At 56.1% G+C, this 18771-nt stretch carries 16 protein-coding genes and 2 tRNA genes; 1 reads left to right on the forward strand and 17 read right to left on the reverse strand.

From position 1 onward, the window contains the following. Positions 1 to 1761: 1761 nt before the first annotated feature. The 15 genes from QRM89_RS11445 to uvrB form a co-directional block, all read right to left on the reverse strand. Positions 1762 to 2919 (reverse strand): type IV secretion system protein, encoded by a 1158-nt coding sequence (locus QRM89_RS11445; protein WP_228427435.1) that lies wholly within the window; start codon positions 2917 to 2919, stop codon positions 1762 to 1764. Positions 2920 to 2989: 70 nt separating this feature from the next. After that, positions 2990 to 3814 (reverse strand): hypothetical protein, encoded by an 825-nt coding sequence (locus QRM89_RS11450; RefSeq protein ID WP_228427431.1) that lies wholly within the window; start codon positions 3812 to 3814, stop codon positions 2990 to 2992. A gap of 54 nt (positions 3815 to 3868) precedes the next feature. Further along, positions 3869 to 6310: a VirB4 family type IV secretion/conjugal transfer ATPase gene (locus QRM89_RS11455; RefSeq protein WP_228427430.1), complete on the reverse strand. Its 2442-nt coding sequence runs from the start codon at positions 6308 to 6310 to the stop codon at positions 3869 to 3871. An 80-nt stretch (positions 6311 to 6390) separates the two neighbouring features. Beyond that, the gene (locus QRM89_RS11460) at positions 6391 to 6699 is read right to left on the reverse strand and encodes a VirB3 family type IV secretion system protein (protein WP_115005806.1); all 309 of its coding nucleotides are present in this window, start codon (positions 6697 to 6699) and stop codon (positions 6391 to 6393) included. After that, positions 6692 to 7081 (reverse strand): TrbC/VirB2 family protein, encoded by a 390-nt coding sequence (locus QRM89_RS11465; RefSeq protein ID WP_115005808.1) that lies wholly within the window; start codon positions 7079 to 7081, stop codon positions 6692 to 6694. Before QRM89_RS11465 ends, QRM89_RS11460 begins: the two co-directional genes overlap by 8 nt. A 70-nt stretch (positions 7082 to 7151) precedes the next feature. Next, a complete protein-coding gene (locus QRM89_RS11470; RefSeq protein ID WP_193725630.1) occupies positions 7152 to 8066 on the reverse strand; it encodes a lytic transglycosylase domain-containing protein in 915 nt (304 codons plus the stop codon). Between the two features lie 53 nt (positions 8067 to 8119). Continuing rightward, positions 8120 to 9151 carry a P-type DNA transfer ATPase VirB11 gene (virB11, locus tag QRM89_RS11475; protein WP_115005812.1) on the reverse strand — a complete coding sequence of 344 codons (1032 nt, stop codon included), beginning with the start codon at positions 9149 to 9151 and terminating at the stop codon, positions 8120 to 8122. Between the two features lie 12 nt (positions 9152 to 9163). Further along, entirely contained in the window at positions 9164 to 10426 is a 1263-nt protein-coding gene (locus QRM89_RS11480) for a TrbI/VirB10 family protein (RefSeq protein WP_115005814.1), read from the reverse strand. Beyond that, positions 10423 to 11196, reverse strand: a complete 774-nt coding sequence (locus QRM89_RS11485) for a TrbG/VirB9 family P-type conjugative transfer protein (protein ID WP_014508190.1) — start codon at positions 11194 to 11196, stop codon at positions 10423 to 10425. Before QRM89_RS11485 ends, QRM89_RS11480 begins: the two co-directional genes overlap by 4 nt. After that, entirely contained in the window at positions 11193 to 12116 is a 924-nt protein-coding gene (locus QRM89_RS11490) for a type IV secretion system protein (protein WP_115005816.1), read from the reverse strand. Before QRM89_RS11490 ends, QRM89_RS11485 begins: the two co-directional genes overlap by 4 nt. 65 nt (positions 12117 to 12181) lie before the next feature. Next, complete coding sequence (locus tag QRM89_RS11495; protein ID WP_115005817.1) at positions 12182 to 12586, reverse strand: hypothetical protein; 405 nt, start codon at positions 12584 to 12586, stop codon at positions 12182 to 12184. 366 nt (positions 12587 to 12952) lie between these two features. Next, positions 12953 to 14620: a type IV secretory system conjugative DNA transfer family protein gene (locus tag QRM89_RS11500; protein WP_014508194.1), complete on the reverse strand. Its 1668-nt coding sequence runs from the start codon at positions 14618 to 14620 to the stop codon at positions 12953 to 12955. A gap of 33 nt (positions 14621 to 14653) precedes the next feature. Beyond that, complete coding sequence (locus QRM89_RS11505; RefSeq protein WP_115005818.1) at positions 14654 to 14896, reverse strand: hypothetical protein; 243 nt, start codon at positions 14894 to 14896, stop codon at positions 14654 to 14656. Between the two features lie 406 nt (positions 14897 to 15302). After that, positions 15303 to 15377 (reverse strand) — tRNA-Val (locus QRM89_RS11510). Between the two features lie 96 nt (positions 15378 to 15473). Beyond that, the gene (gene uvrB / locus QRM89_RS11515; RefSeq protein WP_012437987.1) at positions 15474 to 17495 is read right to left on the reverse strand and encodes an excinuclease ABC subunit UvrB; all 2022 of its coding nucleotides are present in this window, start codon (positions 17493 to 17495) and stop codon (positions 15474 to 15476) included. 139 nt (positions 17496 to 17634) lie between these two features. Between uvrB and QRM89_RS11520 the strand changes: the two genes are divergently transcribed. Continuing rightward, positions 17635 to 18186: a Tfp pilus assembly protein FimT/FimU gene (locus QRM89_RS11520; protein ID WP_115005819.1), complete on the forward strand. Its 552-nt coding sequence runs from the start codon at positions 17635 to 17637 to the stop codon at positions 18184 to 18186. Between the two features lie 40 nt (positions 18187 to 18226). Here the strand turns inward: QRM89_RS11520 and QRM89_RS11525 are convergent. Both QRM89_RS11525 and QRM89_RS11530 read right to left on the reverse strand, forming a co-directional pair. After that, positions 18227 to 18303 (reverse strand) — tRNA-Asn (locus tag QRM89_RS11525). A gap of 61 nt (positions 18304 to 18364) precedes the next feature. After that, positions 18365 to 18757: a type IV pilin protein gene (locus QRM89_RS11530; RefSeq protein WP_115005820.1), complete on the reverse strand. Its 393-nt coding sequence runs from the start codon at positions 18755 to 18757 to the stop codon at positions 18365 to 18367. Between the last annotated feature and the right edge of the window lie 14 nt (positions 18758 to 18771).

Here is an 18771-nt window from a genome sequence, read left to right on the forward strand (position 1 = left end):
ACAACATGGCAGCCGCCGTCAGCGCCGGACCACCGGTGCCGATACCTGTCATCCATGTCGCTGGCTTGCATGGTTCGACAGACAATGCTCCTCATGAAATCCATGTCGAACAACATGTATAAGCGCTAAGAGCCATGGAGCGACTGGATCCACTTTTCAGCATTTGTTATGACTTATACCAAAATCAAAAAAAAGACAAATTACGGCGATAAATTTAGTAGCTCCTAAAGGAAGACATGCTACAAGCGGAATATATTATTTCGCACGTTTTCCCGGACGAGGTTCCGACACAGGCCTTCATTGCAAGGACTTTTGCACCTTCAACGGTAGGCGCACCCGAGTATCCGTAACCTCCAGAGCCCGACCCAATTGCAATTGCTGCGCATTGATTTTTATAAAAGAAAATAGGTTTGCATTTAATCCCACCTACTTTCATACATTCTAACTCCGCCTCTTTACGAGCTTTTTTCTTAGACTCTTGGCCTGAAGATGCTCCCATGAAACCTTTGGCTTCATCGAACGCAAAAGCTCCCCATCTGGTCTCCCATTCCCCGGTAGCAGTGGGCGTCGCATTAGTAGGGGAGCTCACTGGAGCGCAGCCCACAGCGCCTTGTCCGCCAATAGGATAAAATCCTGAAGGACAGTTGCCTTCTGCGAAAACGCTTGAGGAGTAGAAATCTAGCATTAAGAGCAATGCAAATGATATCCAGAGCTTCACTTCAGGCTCCTAAACATTCAAATCACGATGTGCACCACGTGCGCTTTGGCTCGACTCTGTACCAGACGAAGTATTAGCTCCCATTCCTCTAACCGTAGAAGCACCAGTAGCCGAGGTGGAATTCTCAGTGACTCGCTGTGCGGGTGTATAAGACCCAGGCGCCTGCCCCTGCGGTCCAGGCGATCCGCCGGCCGAGGCCGCGCCACCGATCTGCGAGTACGCCCTGAAGCTGCCCAGCGTGCCTTGGAAGAAGAATGCAGCCATCGGGGGCGTCGTCAGGATCAGGAGCGTCAACAAATTACCTCGGCTTGATTTAGCGAACTTAAGAACGTTAAATCATAGAAGGGCAAGTCTTCCGGATGTGTTTATGCGTATTAACTTTTAGAAATCTGAAATGGAACTTGCTCGCTTTGCTGCTGAACCTGGGCAGCCCCAACACCTGCGACATGGGTGTCGGCGCTGCTTACGACATCAGCCTCCCCTCAGGCTTCTCGGGAGATGAACTAGTGAAACACCAATTTATCTGTAGGATCTAAAAACCGGATCGCTACATCCCTTGAACAGCACTTTACAATACTGAGAAGCCTTATTACAACCGCCGACAGCCTGCTCTCCAGCCCCATCCTCAGTGGGTCCAGTACCAATTACTACCGGACCACCCATAGGGGGTTGAGCGAGTGCTACACATTGGTTTTTGTAGTAACCCTCGATTTTGCAACCTTTGGTTGTCAGACGCTCACAACTCTTAAGAGCGTCGTCTTTAGCCTGCGTTTTGGAGACAAAGCCGCTTGAAACGCCAATTGCGCCATCACCCACCTTAGACATAGCGACGGCACCCCAAGTTTTGCGCCACTCACCTGTTGGTGTCGGGCCTGAGTTGCTACTGCCTGAAGGGATAGGTGCACATCCGGAGACTCCTTGCCCACCAACCGGATAGCTGCCGGGCGGACAACTTCCTTCCGCATGCAAACCGCCACTCAGTATGGTTGAGATAGCAAGCAACCAGAAAGCAAAAGATCCATAATCTTTCAAGTGCATACACCTCAGTATCGAATATTAGAATTTGACTGATCTGCTTTAGCCATCAAGCCAGTCGGCTGACTCGCTCCTGTGTTACCAGATGTCATAACTCTTCCGGAATCTTGAGATGACGTAGAAGATTGCGCTGAACCTTCCCCTTGTCGAGCTGGTGCAGGGGGGGTATAAGACCCAGGCGCCTGCCCCTGCGGTCCAGGCGATCCGCCGGCCGAGGTCGCACCGCCAATCTGCGAGTACGCCATGAAGCTCCCCAAGGTGCCTTGGAAGAAGAATGCAGCCATCGGGGGCGTCGTCAGGATCAGGAGCGTCAACAATACGCCCATACCACCCGTCTGCATTGCCTGGCTGGTGATGCCGTTCGTGAAATCCGTATCCAACAACACGCCAAGCCCCTTGACCGCCCAGAGTGATCCGGCAACCTTCACAACCATCTTCATGCAGATCGACACCATGGCCGCCAGCACGCCCATCGAAAACATCGTGCCGATCCCGTAAAGCAGCCACTTCTGGAACAGTTGCTTGGTCTGGTCGAAGAGCAGGCACAGGATGAACAGCGGACCAAAACCGACGAACAGCGCAATGGCCACTTGATACAGCAACAACATGGCAGCCGCCGTCAGCGCCGGACCACCGGTGCCGATACCTGTCATCCACATCGCGGTGGCTTTTTCCTCTTGCAGTCCCTTGTCATCCACCACTTGCAGGGCGTCGATCGTGGTCAGCGCAACCTGCATCCAGGCCAGGCTTTGGTCGATCTGCTGCTCCGCCGTTTCATCTTCCTTGCCGGTGATCAACCCCGTGATTTCCTGGGGAACGTCCACCGCGAGAAACTGGTGCAGGTCTTTGCCAAACATTCCCATCGAGGATGCAACCATCACTATCAGCGCGCCACGCGCCATGCCAGTGACCAATGCCATCATCGAATCACGGCTTCTACCCGTTATGATCAAGTAGCCCTGAAACAATATCCACAGCGTCATCAAGGTCATCGCGATACCACCGACCCAGCCCATCAGGCTGCGCATCGTCTCAAGACCGAAATTGTAAATTTCGATACGGAGATATTTGATGATGGCCTGAAAGAAGAAGAAATCTCCTATCGAGCCACCGTCGGCCACACGTAGGCTTGGCAGCCAACTTGATACTGTACTAGCGATGTCCATAACCATGAGACACGTTCCTTAATTCCAACGATGCCGAAGCGAAAACTTCAGCCGAATTTCCGATAGACCTTTACTTGGTTTGCTCGTTCTTCAACGCAGCACGTAAAGCAAGATTCTTCACAACGGTACCCAGCAGTATCTCTTTTCCCTTAAGCGCCTGCGTCGCCAGCGACTTCTGCTTGTCCTCCATCAAAACGATATAGCTCTGGTACGCTTGATTGCGAGCGGTCCACGTCGACATCTGGATATCCATCGCATTGGAAAGAGCCTTCAACTCGAACATCAATGCCGAAATTTCGCCTGGCTTTTTATTGCCACTCGCGCCGATCACAATACCATCCAGCCGGCGTTGAAAGGCCGGCATTGTTTTTTCAAGAAAATCAATTGACTCATTATATTGCTTGTTCTTCAACATCTGGATATAAGCACAAGTCTTTTTCTGTTGCTCATCGATACCCTCGCTATTCATAGCCTCCTGAACTTTAGATTTGATGATCTCTTTTAGTCCGGAAACACTAAATACACTGGGGGCATCGCCACCACACCGTTCTTTCACCATGTACTCTTCATCAACCTTTTCCAGCTTTACGCCGTCGGGCAGCAACGAACGAAAGGCTTGCAAATTAATAAAGGCCATTGCCGCATCGTATTGCCGCTTCCACCGCTGCGCCTGGTCGATGAAGTACTGCGCTTCTTTCGCATATTGCGAATTATCTTTGGCAAACTGCCATGCGGACTGGACCCGCTGCGTGAAATTTTCAACTAGGTTCGCAGGATCGATGAATGTAACAGCCTGGCCGTTCAGGCATACTGTGCAGCCAGCCACCAGTACCAACGTTCGTAGCTTGGACCGGAAAGCATAGGTTTTTCTAGCGCGTTCAGTCTGTACGTTCATCTTTATTCTCCAGCTTCCCTATTCAATCGATCAAAATGCGCAACTTCCTTGAACTCAGGCAGCAATGACCTGCTGTTTTTTACTGCGCGAGCCTTTACGCTTTTCATAAAACGTGTCGAGCCATTCTTCAGGCGAGAGTTCACTGATATGGACGCCACGCTTGAGCGCTGCGTCCTGAATCACCCGATGCATGATCTCGATATTATCGGTCGATGCGGAAATCACCGATAGTGCATCATCCATGCCGCGCAGATTGAGCTGACATACGCTCGACGCATGCCCCTGTTTTACAAGGAAGCAGCGTGACCGTTCGTCCAAGGCCGTAACGACCTGGAATTCTGCATCAGTCAGCTTCAGGCCTTCGATATAGTCTTCCCTGCTCGCGTTCGGATTGGGCAGCAGGATCAGCGTGGCAGTCTGCTCGATCAGGGCCGCGGCGATGTCGCTCTTCAAAGCGTCTTCAGGGCTTTGCGTGGCGAAGATACCCATACCGTTTTGCTTACGAATGGTCTTCTGCTTGTTCTTGGCAAATTCCTTCAGGCCACCCTCGCCGTCCAGAATCTTCCAGAACTCATCCATTACGTAAATGAGGGGGCGCCCATCGATCAGCGATTCAAGCTTATGCAGCAGATAATTGATGACCGGCACGCGAACTTCAGGGTTATCGATGACGTCGGTGTAATCGAAGCCGATGATGTTCGCGCGACTCAGGTCGATCGTGTCAACCGGATTGTCGAACACCCAACCGAGTGAATTGCCCGACGTCCAGCGCCGCATACGCGCGTACAAGCCGTCGTCCCCCATGTTGGGGAGGCTCTTCTGAAAATTGCTCATGCTGCGCAAGTGCATTGGCGTATCGAGCATGTTCTCGACCGCCCGGTAGATATCCTCTTCCTCGCGCGAGGTGTACTCACGCTTGCCAGCCAGCACCTTGATCAGGTCCGCAAGGAACTGGACATTCTCTTCCGAGCGCTCGCACTGGAACGGATTGAAGCCGGTAGGCTGACCGTTTTCGAGCGCAAGATAGTTTCCACCACAGGCACGCACGAAGATTTCCGCACCTCGGTCCTTGTCGAAGAAGAAGATCGTCGGCGACGGCTCGTACTTCTGCACCTGGCTCAACAGGAAGTTGATCAGCGCAGTCTTACCGGTACCGGACTTGCCGATCACCATCGTATTGGCAATCGCTTTTTCCCCAAGAGAATTCTCTGAAGGATGGGTCGCGTGGAAATTGAAATAATACGGCTGGCCGTTGGTGGTCTGCAGCGTCGTGACGCAGTCTCCCCATGGATTATTGTGCTGCTTGCCGGTTGCGAAATTATGCAGCGGCGACAAGCCGAGGAAATTCAGCGAGCTGATGTTGGCCAGACGCGTCCTGTAGCGCCAGTTTCCAGGCAGCTGAGAATAAAAGGACGAAGCGATCGCGATATCTTCCTTGGCAGAAACGAAACTCGCATTGGAAAGTTCGGCACGTGTTGCCGCAATGTTCTGCGACAGCCGCTCCTGGCTATCGGCATAGATGGCGATCAAGAAGTGATATTCGCCAAGTACAAAATTCCCCGAAGACAGCTGGTCCATCGCTTGGTCCAGCTCGATGATCTGGCTGACGGCCTTGTCGCCGGACGAAATCATCATGCCCTTGGTACGGTCGAGCACCTTCAATGCATCCTGCCGCCCCATCGGGCTGAAGGAATGGGTGATCACGTACTCGAAATCAAGGTATTTGAGGCCATTGAGGATGCCCGGGAAGGTCGCCTCAGCGTATTCCTTGATATTGAGGATGGCCCCGAAGTGATTGCCTCCGTTCGGCGTCGTCACCAGGAAGTCGCCCGTTTTGGGCGAAAATGTGTGCCGACTAACTGGCAGATAATCCTTGATCGGCGCCGATAGCACTGGAACCGGCTCATCGATCCGGTTGATCAGATAACCAAAGAACTCGAGCGCCTCGGAAAAGACGACCCCATTCTTTGCCTCGTACATGCCAAGACGATACGGAGAATAGTCGCGAATCACGGCTTCAACATTACCCGCCATTTCCATCAGCTTGGCAATCGCCTGATTCTGCTCAGCCTGCAACTTCTCGACGTTGGTCGATTTTTCCACGAAACGCTTGCCCGCCACCACGGGGCGGTAAATCATGGTCAGGTACAGCTCGTTCTGCATGATCCGCTGGGCCGAGAGCATTTCGAAATACTCGTCAGACAGATCCTGGTTGAAGCGCTGCCGAAAGGAACTCTTGCTCTTGAGGCGACGCTTGCGGCGCACATCGTGAACCCAGAACGCCACGTTCACGAAATCAGGAGCGCGAAGAGTCTGCAGCAGACGGTTGAAGGTGTTGTGCTTGTGTTCCAGATCCCAGTCTTCACGGCCGACAAATGGCAGCCCTTCCAAATGCCATGTAATCAGGAAATCGCCGCCCGTGGTCTTGATGACCGCAGGTGCAACATGGGATGACAACGTGATGAAGTCACCAATTGGCGCATCTGGACTGAACATGCTTTATTCCATTGAAAACACGTAACCAAGGACCTTCCATGCAGCGAACCGGCAGACCAGCTGCCGGTTCGGTGCCTGCTTCAATCTTTCGGCGCGGGTGTTCGACGATAGGTGTTAGGCGAAAACACCCAGTTCCCCGAGTGATTACCCACATTCCTGACCTTCAACTGAAACTGGACCTTCAGCCCAAGCATCCGGAAAATCATCTCATCACGGCGCGCCATCTGCCGCAGGACAAAGATCTCAAGAGGAATCGCCGCCATGACCCACATCCTGGTGTACAGAGACAGCAGGAATGTCCCGCCCACGATTATGAAGAACGGCAAGTATGGGACACCCATGAACATTGCCGGGCGAGTGCAACCTCTGAAGACGACGTTCTTATGCATTCATGTACTGGCTGAGCTGCGTCACCATTGCGGTGCACTTCTCGCCTTCCTCGCCGATCAGCATCGTCGCAATCTGCCCCGCAGCACCGATGAAAACGCCGCCGATCAGGATGGGAGCAACATCGCCAATACGCTTGTGGGCAAATGCGATCTGGTAACCCGAAAAGATCACGGCGATGGTCACAACTGCAATCGACGCCATGCTGAGCAGGCCATTGATGTCTTCGAAAAAGCCACAGACTCTCTTATCCGTACCGCCGTACGAGGTGCCACCTGTCGCCAGTGCAGCACCCGAAGCAAACAGGGCAACCGACGCGACGGCATAAGCAATGGTCTTGAGCGTACGACGTGCATTTGCGATGTCTTGGTTATTCAACTTCACTGTCAATCTCCTTGATGATGGTCTAGCGACAACTACTGGCTGGCATTGCCAGCCGTTGGGGTTGCAATCGTCAAAAAACGAATGCGGTATCTACACTTGGTGCGGCAGGCAACGCTGGAGGATTTGGCTGGCCGACGGGGCGCGCGGCGCTTGCCTTTTCTCCCCAGGGGCGCAGCATCACCGGGCCCGATGGACCGGCCGCACTACCTGCTGACTCGCGCTGCATTTCGGCCATCAGTTCAGCGGCAGCATCGCCCTGGCTCGGACCGCCACGCTTGGTCAGCGCGCCGGCGACAACATTCGCAAGCGCCGCATCGGCTGTCCTGACCAACGCTCCCCGGGCGTACTCGGAGACGCTCGCAGGCGCGATCACAAGTGCCGAATCGCCGCTACGCTGGGGTACGAATTGTGCCCTTTGTGCCATTCCCTGCACCCTCTCGCCTGTGTCCTGGTCTACGATTCTACGCTCTATTTGCACGTTCTGAAGGGCCGGTGCTTGACGGGGTGCCGGTGACCGCCCCGTGCTCACAACGGGGATGGGTGCGGCGGCTTCAGCCCCCCGTTGGCCTTGAATGGACGCGTAGATTTTTTGCACATAGCCATGTCGATAACCGGTGACGAAGTTCCCCGAGTAGTAACAGCTGAACGATTTACCCCAGTCATTGCCGGACCGTGAATAGCATTCCGCCAGAATTTTCGAGCCTGCCTGGAGGTTCGAGCACTGGTGAAATGCTTTCTCGTAGGACCCGAGACCGTACTTGGCCAAGTTATAGCGATTGACCTGGGCCAGGCCCACGGAAAAGTTGTAGCCCTTGTCCTCCAGCATCTTGACCGTTGCCAGTGCCTCCCCCATTGTCTTCGGCTGACGCACGAGCCTCCCACCCACAACGCCAATCGCGTAGGGGTTGCTGGAAGACTCAACGTTCACCACGTGCTGCATGACCGACATCGGGACTGCCATGTCCGCACACGCAGCCATTTCAATTCCAGGAAGCATGATTCACCTCATCAGCTCAAAGTTACAGCCATCACCTGACATCAACTGAAGGCGCGCTCAGGATTGAAGTCGATGCCCGTGATGTAACGCCGGCCAGCATGTGCCTTGATGTGCACCACCACGTCAATCGTCATCATCAGCAAGCGCTTGATGATCGCAAACTCCAGACCTGAGCCTTCGTTGGAAGCCTTGACCATCAGCGCCAACTGGTCCCACGTCTGTTCCGGGCTGCCGGCATGGCAACTCGTGATCGAACCAGGGTGACCAGATGCGCAATTTCGGATGAAGTAAAACGCCTCATCGCCGCGCAACTCGGCCAGAATGATCCGGTCCGGCTTCATGCGCAGACACGCCTCCATACAGCTCTTGGCCGACACGTTGCTTGCACTTTGCCCACCCTTCGAATAGAGGAGATGGACGGTGTTTTGCTGCGTCAGGAACAGTTCCCTGGCGTCTTCGATCGTGACGAGGCGCTCGTTCTCGGGAATATGATGCACCAGCGACTTCATGAACGTGGTCTTGCCGCTACCGGTTGCACCCGAGACGACAATATTCTTCTTGTAAAGGACGGCGCGCCTGAAGAATTCAGCGTAATTGCGGGTATGTCGCAGCTCCAGCAGCTCGCGATCCTGCTCAGTCAGGCTATGACCGGTCTCAAGGATCTGATCAAAGAACCCATCCTCCTGATACTGGGCGAGCGTCTTCATGTGCTTGGACGGAAGGCGGATGGTGATCGACACCTTGCCCGCATCGCATGCCGGCGGAATCACAAATTGAGCGCGCTGACCTGTGGGAAACGTCAATGAAACAACGGGGTCAGCATCGGTGATTCGCTGCCCCGTGTTGCTTTCATTGACCACGGCAGTACAGAACTGCCGAGCGCGTTCGAAGGTCAGGCTCGGCACCTCAACTCGCTGCCAGCCAGACGCCGTTTCAAGATAGAGCTCTCCCGGACGGTTAATACAGATTTCCGTCACTTCCTTGGAGGTCATGTACTCATGAATTCCCAGCACCTCGTACTGATAGCGCAGGAACTCACTCGATACGTCAGCAATCTTGGACTCGGCGTCCATCACATCTATCCGTCAGCGGCGCCGCGCAAGCACGGCAGTAAAATCAACATCCTTTGCAACGTACACGTTCACCACGACACCCTGATTGATCGTGACCGTGGGCGGCCGACGCATGTTTTCATTGAGCGCTTCACCTGCCAGACGCTCCATGGTTCGTGCAGTGGAACTTTCGTAGGGCTGCTGAATCGCCAAACCATTGCCCGTAATCGTCGTTGTCTCGGGGCCGTTCTCGGCCGCCGCATACTTGAAGATATCAGCAAGCATACTGATCATCAGCGCGGACGTGATGCGACTGCCCCAGTGCGCACTGTACTGCCCGGGATGTCCTGCACCGCCCAACTGGTCGACACCAGGGCTGGACATCGCAACATCGATTCCATTCGGCGTGGTGATGCGATCCCAGATGACAGACACGCGCTTACCAGTCGGACCGCCACCATAGCTGCCGTAAATCTTGGAACCCTTCGGCAGCAGAAGACTGCGTCCGTTGATGGAATAGACGGGCTCGGTCAATAGGCAGGACGTAAATCCAGGTACATCCGTGATGATCCGCGTCTCAAGCACGCAGCGCAGGTACGTACCCCTGACCAGCAGAGCGTCTGGGTGATTGATGAAACTAGCGCTGGAAACATCATCCACGTCCGGACCCCGCCTGGACTGGCTGCTTTCAGGCTGCGGTTCGCCGCCCGACGCACGTGACATCAACTGGCGGTACATTTCATCGGAAGGTTGCGGTGGCTGATCAGCCACGCCGTCACCGCCAGTATTCTGACCACCCGAACCCATACCAGTTGACGCCATCCGGCGTTCAAGCAGCGTAGGCCCACGGTCGCGCTCTGGCGCCTCCGGCATCGGCTGATAATTGACCTGCTGGGGCGCAGAACTGGGGAGCGCAGGCAGCAAATCGATCGCATCCGGCTCGCGGGTCTGCTGCACCGGCTCCGGGTCACTCTGCAGACTAGGAATCGTCGGAGTGGCGGTACGCGCCACCTGCGTTTCCTTCTTGGGAGGCTGCTCGTCGTCGCGAGACTTCCGAAGCACCAAAAATCCCATCAAGATAAGCAAAGCCACGATGCCCGCCAAGAACACCAACGCCTTCCTGTTCAGGCGCTGGTCTTCAGCGCTTCGTAACGTCGGCGCGGCGGCATCCAGATTGGGCGCATCGCCCTGCGCACGATTGTAGTAGGGATTAGAACCCAGTGCTTCCTCGTGAGTACCGGAGGCCGGATCGACCTGCTCACGACCTTGGTCATTGTTAGAAGTATTTGGACTCATTTCTTCGCATTCCTTCGCAGCCCGACCACGTTATCACCGTGACGGATGACCAGATAAGGGTAGGTCCCATGCACGACCAACGTATTCCCTTCGACGGTAGTGTTCACCACGAAGTCTTCACCGTGCTCCTGCTCACGGCCGAACACCGCCGGAAAGCTACCAGTCTGGAACTCAGGAGACGGATTCAACTTCAAGTAGGTGAAGCGACCATCATCGTATGCACTAACTGGTATCAACCAGGCTTTTTTCTTGTTTCGCGTTGAGTAGGAGTAGTCGAAGTAATACTGACGATCCTTTGCGAGCTCGCTACTCAACAGCGGCTTGACATCCTCTTCCACCGCCTTCTGCGCGACTGCGAACTGCGTATCACCAGGATAGGTGAATGCAATTTTATACTGCACGCCTTCTCGACGCGCCTGCTCAAGCTGGCGCCAGTCGGTCGCAACAACTTTCAACTCGAAGATATAGGAATTCATCTCCGTGCGAATCATCAGATTCGTATCCACGTCGACATTCTTCGGCTTCAAATAGAAGACATTACCCCGGCGGGTCAATTCCCAGCCACTGCTGAATCCAGTGCTGTAGTCAAGAATCTTTTCGTTCGGACTTAATTCAATCTGCGTCGTAATACCCAAACCGGTCCGGACCTGATAGATCTGATCTGGTTTGTAGTCGTAATAATCGACCGCCTGCGCCTGCACGGCGACCGGCGACGCGGCAAATGCAACAAGGAGGGCCACTGCAAGCCCATATTTACGTCCACTACTCATCGGTTGCTTGCTCCCTCAGCAGTTCCAATGGAAATCGGCTCGGCCATCTCTGGCTGCACTGTTTGAGTTGCACCAGATCCGATCACAGGCATTTGCTCTGCCGCGTCGGCCGGAAGCTCAGCAGGGTCCATTGGCGCTGCCTGGTCTGCCGGCGCTCCAAGTGCTTGGGCGTCATCTGTCGGCACAGGCACACCCTTCGAATAATCGGTATCAGCCCGATAATCAGACACCTGGAAGCCCAACGGATTCAACACCCTGTCCTGCTCGGAGAACGCCACATCATTGCGATAGGTGAAACGCATGGTGATGATCCGGCTGTCCAGGTACTTGCTGATACCGGTCCGCTTGTCGAACAAATTTCGTTGAATACGAACCGACGCACCATTGAAGCCACCATCTGAGCGTGCTTCAAGTGGCGTCAAGCTGAGAATCTTGACCCGAATGGCTTTCTCCCGGCCGTACATGACGAACGGATTGGCAGGATTGCTCCTGGCATAAAGCTGTCGGTAGGAGGCAGCGACGGGATCTGAAGACATCAAAAAGACAAGGTCCCAGTCTCTCAACCCCATCAACTGCGAATCGTAAGACTCACGCGCCAGCACATATTGAGCAACATTGCTGCGGTTGACTGCCTCATTCGTGGTGATTGTTTCACCCTGAAAGGTCCCAGTCAGACGAGCGACGGTTGCAGTACCGGTATATGCGTCGGCCATCACCAAGAAAGGAATTTTTTCCTTCAAGGGAAGAATATAAAAATACCCGCCCGCCAGCACAATTGATAGCGCCACCGAGCAACCCGCGACCATCCACGCACGTCGCTCACTCTTGCGAGCCATGTCGGCCACAGTGATCTCATAACTGACGGCCTTGGCGACGGATTGCTCCACCTTGGCCCCCGCAGTTTCCTTCTTACGAAACATGGGTTATCCGTTGATTACCAAATGCTATCGTCAGGCCAGCCCCTAACAGAGGCGACGGAATAAATTTATTGATTCAATGCAGGTCCGGACGCAGAGGAGGCAGCCGGCTGTACGACAATCTTGTTGCCCGCAACCGACACGGAAACTCCTTGCGCTGCATACACCGTGCTCAGACTAGACGCAGCCTCGCTCACGTTTGTACTGGCGATCTCGGATACAGCGCCGTATAGGGTGTAGTCCGAAAGGATCTTGTAATCCAGCTCCATGCTTGAGTCCTTGGCCCACCGTTCAAGCATTGCCTTCAATGTTCCATCCATCGGCGTTGCTTGATAGACGTAGGACTTGTAGAGCGGGATCTCCATAGTTGTCTTGGCAAACCGATTGACCGGCTTCCAACGACCACCGAAATCGGGAGCAGCCTTGGTCGCGCAGGCGCTGAGCAAGATGACTGCACCCGACATCACACACATTTTTAGGAATTGCGCTTGCCTCACGCTACATCTCCATGGCGGGAGTGAAGGCTTTCGCCAAAAGGATTCACATCTGCCATTGGCTCGACATGAACCCAGAACTGCCTTCCGCAGCCCCAACAGTGATGGTTCGACACACGCAGTCGAAGCCTCCGAAAGACCGTGGCGACGGAAGATACTGGTTTCATTGAAAAAATCATCGGAAACGTTCCATGTTGCAACCCCTACCGCGCCGATCCCGGCATCGTCCAGACCGTACGCTACGCGGACCCTGCAAATCTGCACTGACAACGAAGCCACGTCAAGCATTAGTTAAAATTTCAGCAAAATGTGCTCAACACAGCATGAACTAGCATGATCGTCACATCAAAACTGAATCGGCTTCACTAAAACTTTCTCTAGCAAACGCGACGTGAAATATTTGTCTTCGTAATATTTGATCTTGTCGCATTTGACAGGGTGTGGAATTCCCTCATAGAGGAACACTTCCTGAGCCATCCCCATTGCCTTCAATTCCTGCGGCAACATCAGCGCCCGGCGCTCCTCGGAAACGCTATGGGTCGTCTCACGCCCTCTGGTGACGTTCTTCTTCTTGATGGTGGTGTACCCCAGCATCTCGGAGTAGTCATTCGCGTCCTGCTGCTCGCGCGGGGCATAGAGGATCTGCAGGGCGTGGTTGGTGATGATGGTGCGCGAGAGGTCCTTGCCGTAGGTGGCGTCCAGCTGCGCCATGCTCTGGATGATGGGCAACAGACGGATGTTGTAGCCGGCCATGTAGGCCACGGCGGTGGAGATGATGTCCACCTTGCCGATCGAGGTGAACTCGTCCATCAGCAACAGGCACTGGTACTTGAGCTCAGGGTTGGACTTGGGCAGTTCGCGGGTGTTGAGGTTGATGATCTGGCTGAAAAGCAGATTGATGATCAGGCGGCTCTCGGCCAGCTTGTTGGGCTGGATGCCGATGTAGATGGTCATCTTCTTCTTGCGCAGATCCGTCAGCAGGAAATCGTCGGCGCTGGTAGCAGCGTCCAGGACGGGATTGATCCAGGCGTTGAGCGGCTCTTTCAGGGTGCCCATGATGGAGGCGAAGGTCTCATCCGCCTGTGACAGCATGTTGGCAAACGCCGACTTGGCGTTGCTGCTGAGGAACCTGCGTTCGGACAGCGACTTCAGATATTTCTTGAGGTCGGTACCGTCGCCCGACGAAAGACGGTAGATTCCGCCCAACGTAGGCGCCCCTGCCCCGCCCGGGAAGCCCAGTGACAGCTCCTCGTCCCAGTTTTCGAACAGATAAAGAGAGAACGCCATGAACGCGTTGCGCGCCTGGCTGACCCAGAATTTCTGATCGTCGGAACCGTCCGGGTACAGCATCGCGGCGATGCTCATCAGATCCGAGACGCGGAAGGCCGGATCAGCCGACACGTAGGTGAGCGGGTTCCAGCGGTGCGTGCGGCGATCTTCGGCAAACGGATTGAAGAGAAAAACCTCGTGCCCCTGGCTGGCACGCCAGCCGCTGGTCAGATCGAAGTTTTCCTGCTTGATGTCCAGAACCACCACCGATTCCTGGTACTCGAGCAGATTGGGAATGACCACGCCCACGCCCTTACCGGAGCGCGTCGGCGCGGCGAGGATGACGAACTGCTGGCCACTGAGCCGGACCAACTTGCCATTGAACTTGCCGACTACGATGCCATTCGGGCTTGGCTTGAACAGCCCATGCTTGGAGAGGTCGGCAGCGCCCGCAAAGCGCGCGTCGCCATGCAGCGCTTTCTGCTTGGGCTTGACCAATAGCACCATGCCGATTGCCCAGACGATCCCCGGCAGGCCAAAACCGAACGCCCCAGCCAACTTGATCTTGGTCACGTAAGGCGCGACTTCCGGAAGACCCATGGCGCTGACGTAGCGATAGTAGGTGTCCCACGCGTACAGCTTGGTATCCAGCCGCAATAGCAGCAACGTCAGGTATCCCGACAGGCAATACCCGATGAGCATCGTCACCACGGTGGCGATTGCGGCAATTTTGAGCTTGGACACGCGCCCTTCTCCCTGGCTTGCTTCTGTCAGCGTTTAGCGACGAATAGTTGACTTGTGATCCAGAGCGTCGGACCTGCGCCCACCGCCTTCGCTTTCGACCAGTGAGTCGATCCAGACTTTGGCCTGATCCAGCGAGAGGTCGGGCGTCAAGCGCGTGCCCGCGTCCGTGACCACCGCATAAGCCACGACGCTGTCAGCGGCATAAACCTCTTCACGCGTGATGGCCACAACGCGATAGCCCCCTCTGGTCAGCACGGTGTGCTGGTACTCGTCCATCGCCAGTCTTCCTTTCCGTCAGCGCGGTAGGCGATGCTAAAGCAAGACGTGCGTCTGAGAAAGCGATTTCAGCGCTGCCCATGTCCGGCCCGGCTCGCCATGACACAGCGGGTGCGAGGCGTTCACGGCCGCAATACCAGCAAGTAAGCTTTTTCCCGCATTTTTAGCCGCCTGAGGCAGGCCCTAGCCCATTCTTGACCGCTTAGCGCGAAGCGTTGCGAGTTGGATGAGACACATCCTTTCGCAGTGGGTTGGGCCCGAAGCCAGAGAGGACGGCTTGTCACCGGAATATAAGCACCCGCAGAGATGCAGAACTTTACTCGTTCCAGGGGCCACTCTGGGGTCAGTGGCAGCCATCGCTGCCGGTGTTGAACCACTCAAGTCGCTGTGCCGTCTGGACTTTGAGTGGTGGGCGGTACAGGGTTCGAACCTGTGACCCCTACCATGTCAAGGTAGTGCTCTACCGCTGAGCTAACCGCCCGTTTCCTGCGTCAGCATTGCGCTGTGCAGGGCGCGCATTCTAGCGCAGGGATTTGGCTGCCACAAGCCCTCCCTGCGCGATCGCGACGCAGGCATCTCACGCGAGGCTGGCCGCCTTGAGCTTCTGGATCTGGTCGCGGATCTGCGCCGCCGCTTCGAATTCCAGATCCTTGGCGTGCTGGTACATCTTCTGCTCGAGTGCCTTGAGCTTGCCGGCAATTTCGGCAGGCCCCATCGCGCGATAGTCGGCGGGCTCCTCGGCCACCTGGCGCGACTTCGAGCGCCCCTTGCCCGCCTTCTTCTCGGCCGCGTCTTCGCGCGCGCCTTCCATGATGTCGGAGATCGGCCGCGCGACCGACTTCGGGGTGATGCCGTGCTCAAGGTTGTACTCAACCTGCTTCTCGCGCCGGCGGTCGGTCTCGTCGATGGCCGCCTGCATCGAACGCGTCATCTTGTCAGCATAGAGGATCGCCTTGCCGCGCAGGTTGCGCGCCGCGCGCCCGATGGTCTGGATCAACGAGCCCGTCGAGCGCAGAAAGCCCTCCTTGTCTGCGTCCAGGATCGCAACCAGCGACACCTCCGGCATGTCCAGGCCTTCGCGCAATAGATTGATGCCGACCAGCACGTCGAATTTGCCCAGGCGCAGGTCGCGGATGATCTCTACGCGCTCCACGGTGTCGATGTCCGAGTGCAGATAGCGCACGCGTATGCCGTGCTCACCGAGGTATTCGGTGAGGTTTTCGGCCATGCGCTTGGTCAAGGTGGTGACCAAGACGCGATCGCCCAGCTTGATGCGCTCGTGCACCTCGGACATCAGATCGTCGACCTGTGTGCCTACCGGGCGGATCTCGACCACCGGGTCGATCAAGCCGGTGGGCCGCACCACCAGCTCGGTGATCTCGCCGGCAGATTCACGCAGCTCGTACGGGCCCGGCGTTGCCGACACATAGATGCTGCGTGGCGAACGCGCCTCCCATTCTTCAAAGCGCAATGGGCGATTGTCCAGCGCCGACGGTAGACGGAAGCCGAATTCCACCAGCGTTTCCTTGCGCGAGCGGTCGCCCTTGTACATCGCGCCGATCTGCGGAATGGTCACGTGCGACTCGTCGATCACCAGCAGCGCATCCGGCGGCAAGTAGTCGAACAAGGTCGGCGGCGGCTCGCCAGGCGCCTTGCCGGTCAAGTGCCGCGAGTAGTTCTCGATGCCGTTGCAGAAGCCCACCTCGGCCATCATCTCCAGATCGAACTGGGTGCGTTGCGCCAGGCGCTGCGCCTCCACCAGCTTGTTCTGCGAATACAACTGCTCCAACCGCTCCTTCAACTCTTCCTTGATGGTGTCGACCGCGCTCAAGGTGCGCTCGCGCGTGGTGGCGTAATGGGTCTTGGGGTACACGGTGTAGCGCTGCAGCTTGCGCAGCGTCTCACCAGTCAGCGGATCGAACAGCGTCAGTTGCTCGATATCGCCATCGAACAGTTCGATGCGCAACGCCTCGGTGTCCGACTCGGCGGGAAACACGTCGAGCACCTCGCCGCGCACACGGAACGCGCCGCGCGTGAGTTCGAATTCATTGCGCGTGTACTGCAGATCGGTGAGATGGCGGATCAGCTGGCGCTGATCGATGTGCTCGCCGATCGAGAGAATCAGGCGCAGCGACAGATAGTCTTCTGGCGCGCCGAGGCCGTAGATCGCCGAAACCGTGGCCACCACCAGCGAGTCGCGCCGCGACAGCAGCGTCTTGGTCGCCGACAGACGCATCTGCTCGATGTGCTCGTTGATCGAGCTGTCCTTCTCGATGAAGGTGTCCGACGACGGCACATACGCTTCAGGCTGGTAGTAATCGTAATAGCTGACGAAGTACTCCACCGCGTTGTTCGGGAAAAACGACTTGAACTCGCCGTACAACTGCGCCGCCAACGTCTTGTTCGGCGCCATCACCAGCGTCGGCTTCTGCACTTGTTGCACGACGTTGGCGATGGTGTAGGTCTTGCCCGAACCCGTCACTCCCAGCAGCGTCTGCTTGGCCAGCCCCGCCTCGAAGTTGGCCACCAACTTGTCGATGGCCGCAGGCTGGTCGCCAGCTGGGGAATACGGGGATACGAGCTCAAAGCGGTCGGTCATGGAACAACTCTCGGGGGAGGACAGTACGAAACAACGGAGGTCCTTGAAGGTAGAAACCTGACAGCACGCCAGGCCAAAGCCCCCTGCTGCACCACGCAGTCACCGCAGAGACTGCTACTCCAGCCAACGGAGAGGCGCGATGCAGACAGGACCTCAGTCACCCGCAAAAGGGTACACGGCAACCGAGCTACTCATCGTGATGGCAGTGCTCGGCCTGCTTGCCGCAATTGCACTGCCGAGCTTCAGCGGCCTGATCGAGCGGCAGCGGTTGCAGACCCGCGTCCACCTACTCACGGCACATCTGGCATTGGCCAGAAGTATGGCGATCATGCGCCGGACTGCGGTCAGCGTTTGCCCCTCCGCAGATGGAACCATGTGCCGAACAGACAGCAACTGGTCCGCAGGGTGGATCCTTTTTGCGGATCCCGCCAACGCAGGCCAACCAAGCAGCGCACTGTCCGTCTTGAGAGTTGAACAACACGCGACGACGCAGAGGTTGAGTGTCAGGAGCACTGCTGGGAGACCGCTGATCCGCTTCATGCCTGATGGTCGCAGCGGCGGCAGCAACGCCACGATCAGCCTCTGCATCCAGTCAGAGCGAGTGGCCGACATCGTGATCAACAACTCTGGCAGAGCCCGATCCGTTCGCTACGTAGCAGCACGTAGCTGCCCAACGCCGACGGAAACATAAACAAGAAGGCCGCGACTAATCGCGGCCTTCTTGAACATCTTGGCGCCCGAAGTTGGACTCGAACCAACGACCCCCTGATTAACAGTCAAGTGCTCTAACCGGCTGAGCTATTCGGGCGGGGTCGGCATTGTAACAAGATCCAAACCCAATGCAACACCCCTAGAACGATTTCCCGGCCCTACCAGCAGTCTGACTTGCTGCCCGTCGAATTAGCCTTACGAGCAGCCTGATCAATGCTCAACGTGCCGCACCTATCGGAAGACTGGGTTCTACTAGGAGTTGCTGTGATGACGTAGCCAGACTGAGTCTGCTGAGATAGAGCAAGCGTGTACGCCGCTGTGCCCCCTTCCCGAGGGGAAACCGCGGATGGCAGGCTGAAGCCCACGTATGTGTTCTGCACTGTGTGGAACCGCTCTGCCAACTGGCCGTACTCAACCAGATCAATCTTTGCCTGCGCGCGTCTAGATTTCCTTACATGCTCTGTGTAACTGGGGTAAGCGATGGCCGAAAGAATCGCGACCACGGCAACAACGATCATTAGCTCGATGAGGGTAAAGCCACGCGCTGGCATTGCGGCAAAAGCCA

The sequence above is a fragment of the Xanthomonas sp. LMC-A-07 genome (assembly GCF_030208825.1).
Lineage (GTDB): Bacteria > Pseudomonadota > Gammaproteobacteria > Xanthomonadales > Xanthomonadaceae > Xanthomonas > Xanthomonas campestris.

What these genes read in the sequence shown, in the direction of transcription:
- QRM89_RS11505 (WP_115005818.1), bottom strand. Translation starts at nt 14,896, where the DNA reads ATGGACGAGTACCAGCACACCGTGCTGACCAGAGGGGGCTATCGCGTT.
- QRM89_RS11490 (WP_115005816.1), bottom strand. Translation starts at nt 12,116, where the DNA reads ATGTTTCGTAAGAAGGAAACTGCGGGGGCCAAGGTGGAGCAATCCGTC.
- QRM89_RS11520 (WP_115005819.1), top strand. Translation starts at nt 17,635, where the DNA reads ATGCAGACAGGACCTCAGTCACCCGCAAAAGGGTACACGGCAACCGAG.
- QRM89_RS11455 (WP_228427430.1), bottom strand. Translation starts at nt 6,310, where the DNA reads ATGTTCAGTCCAGATGCGCCAATTGGTGACTTCATCACGTTGTCATCC.
- virB11 (WP_115005812.1), bottom strand. Translation starts at nt 9,151, where the DNA reads ATGGACGCCGAGTCCAAGATTGCTGACGTATCGAGTGAGTTCCTGCGC.
- QRM89_RS11450 (WP_228427431.1), bottom strand. Translation starts at nt 3,814, where the DNA reads ATGAACGTACAGACTGAACGCGCTAGAAAAACCTATGCTTTCCGGTCC.
- QRM89_RS11495 (WP_115005817.1), bottom strand. Translation starts at nt 12,586, where the DNA reads ATGTGTGTGATGTCGGGTGCAGTCATCTTGCTCAGCGCCTGCGCGACC.
- QRM89_RS11460 (WP_115005806.1), bottom strand. Translation starts at nt 6,699, where the DNA reads ATGCATAAGAACGTCGTCTTCAGAGGTTGCACTCGCCCGGCAATGTTC.
- QRM89_RS11480 (WP_115005814.1), bottom strand. Translation starts at nt 10,426, where the DNA reads ATGAGTCCAAATACTTCTAACAATGACCAAGGTCGTGAGCAGGTCGAT.
- QRM89_RS11445 (WP_228427435.1), bottom strand. Translation starts at nt 2,919, where the DNA reads ATGGACATCGCTAGTACAGTATCAAGTTGGCTGCCAAGCCTACGTGTG.
- QRM89_RS11530 (WP_115005820.1), bottom strand. Translation starts at nt 18,757, where the DNA reads ATGCCAGCGCGTGGCTTTACCCTCATCGAGCTAATGATCGTTGTTGCC.
- uvrB (WP_012437987.1), bottom strand. Translation starts at nt 17,495, where the DNA reads ATGACCGACCGCTTTGAGCTCGTATCCCCGTATTCCCCAGCTGGCGAC.
- QRM89_RS11485 (WP_014508190.1), bottom strand. Translation starts at nt 11,196, where the DNA reads ATGAGTAGTGGACGTAAATATGGGCTTGCAGTGGCCCTCCTTGTTGCA.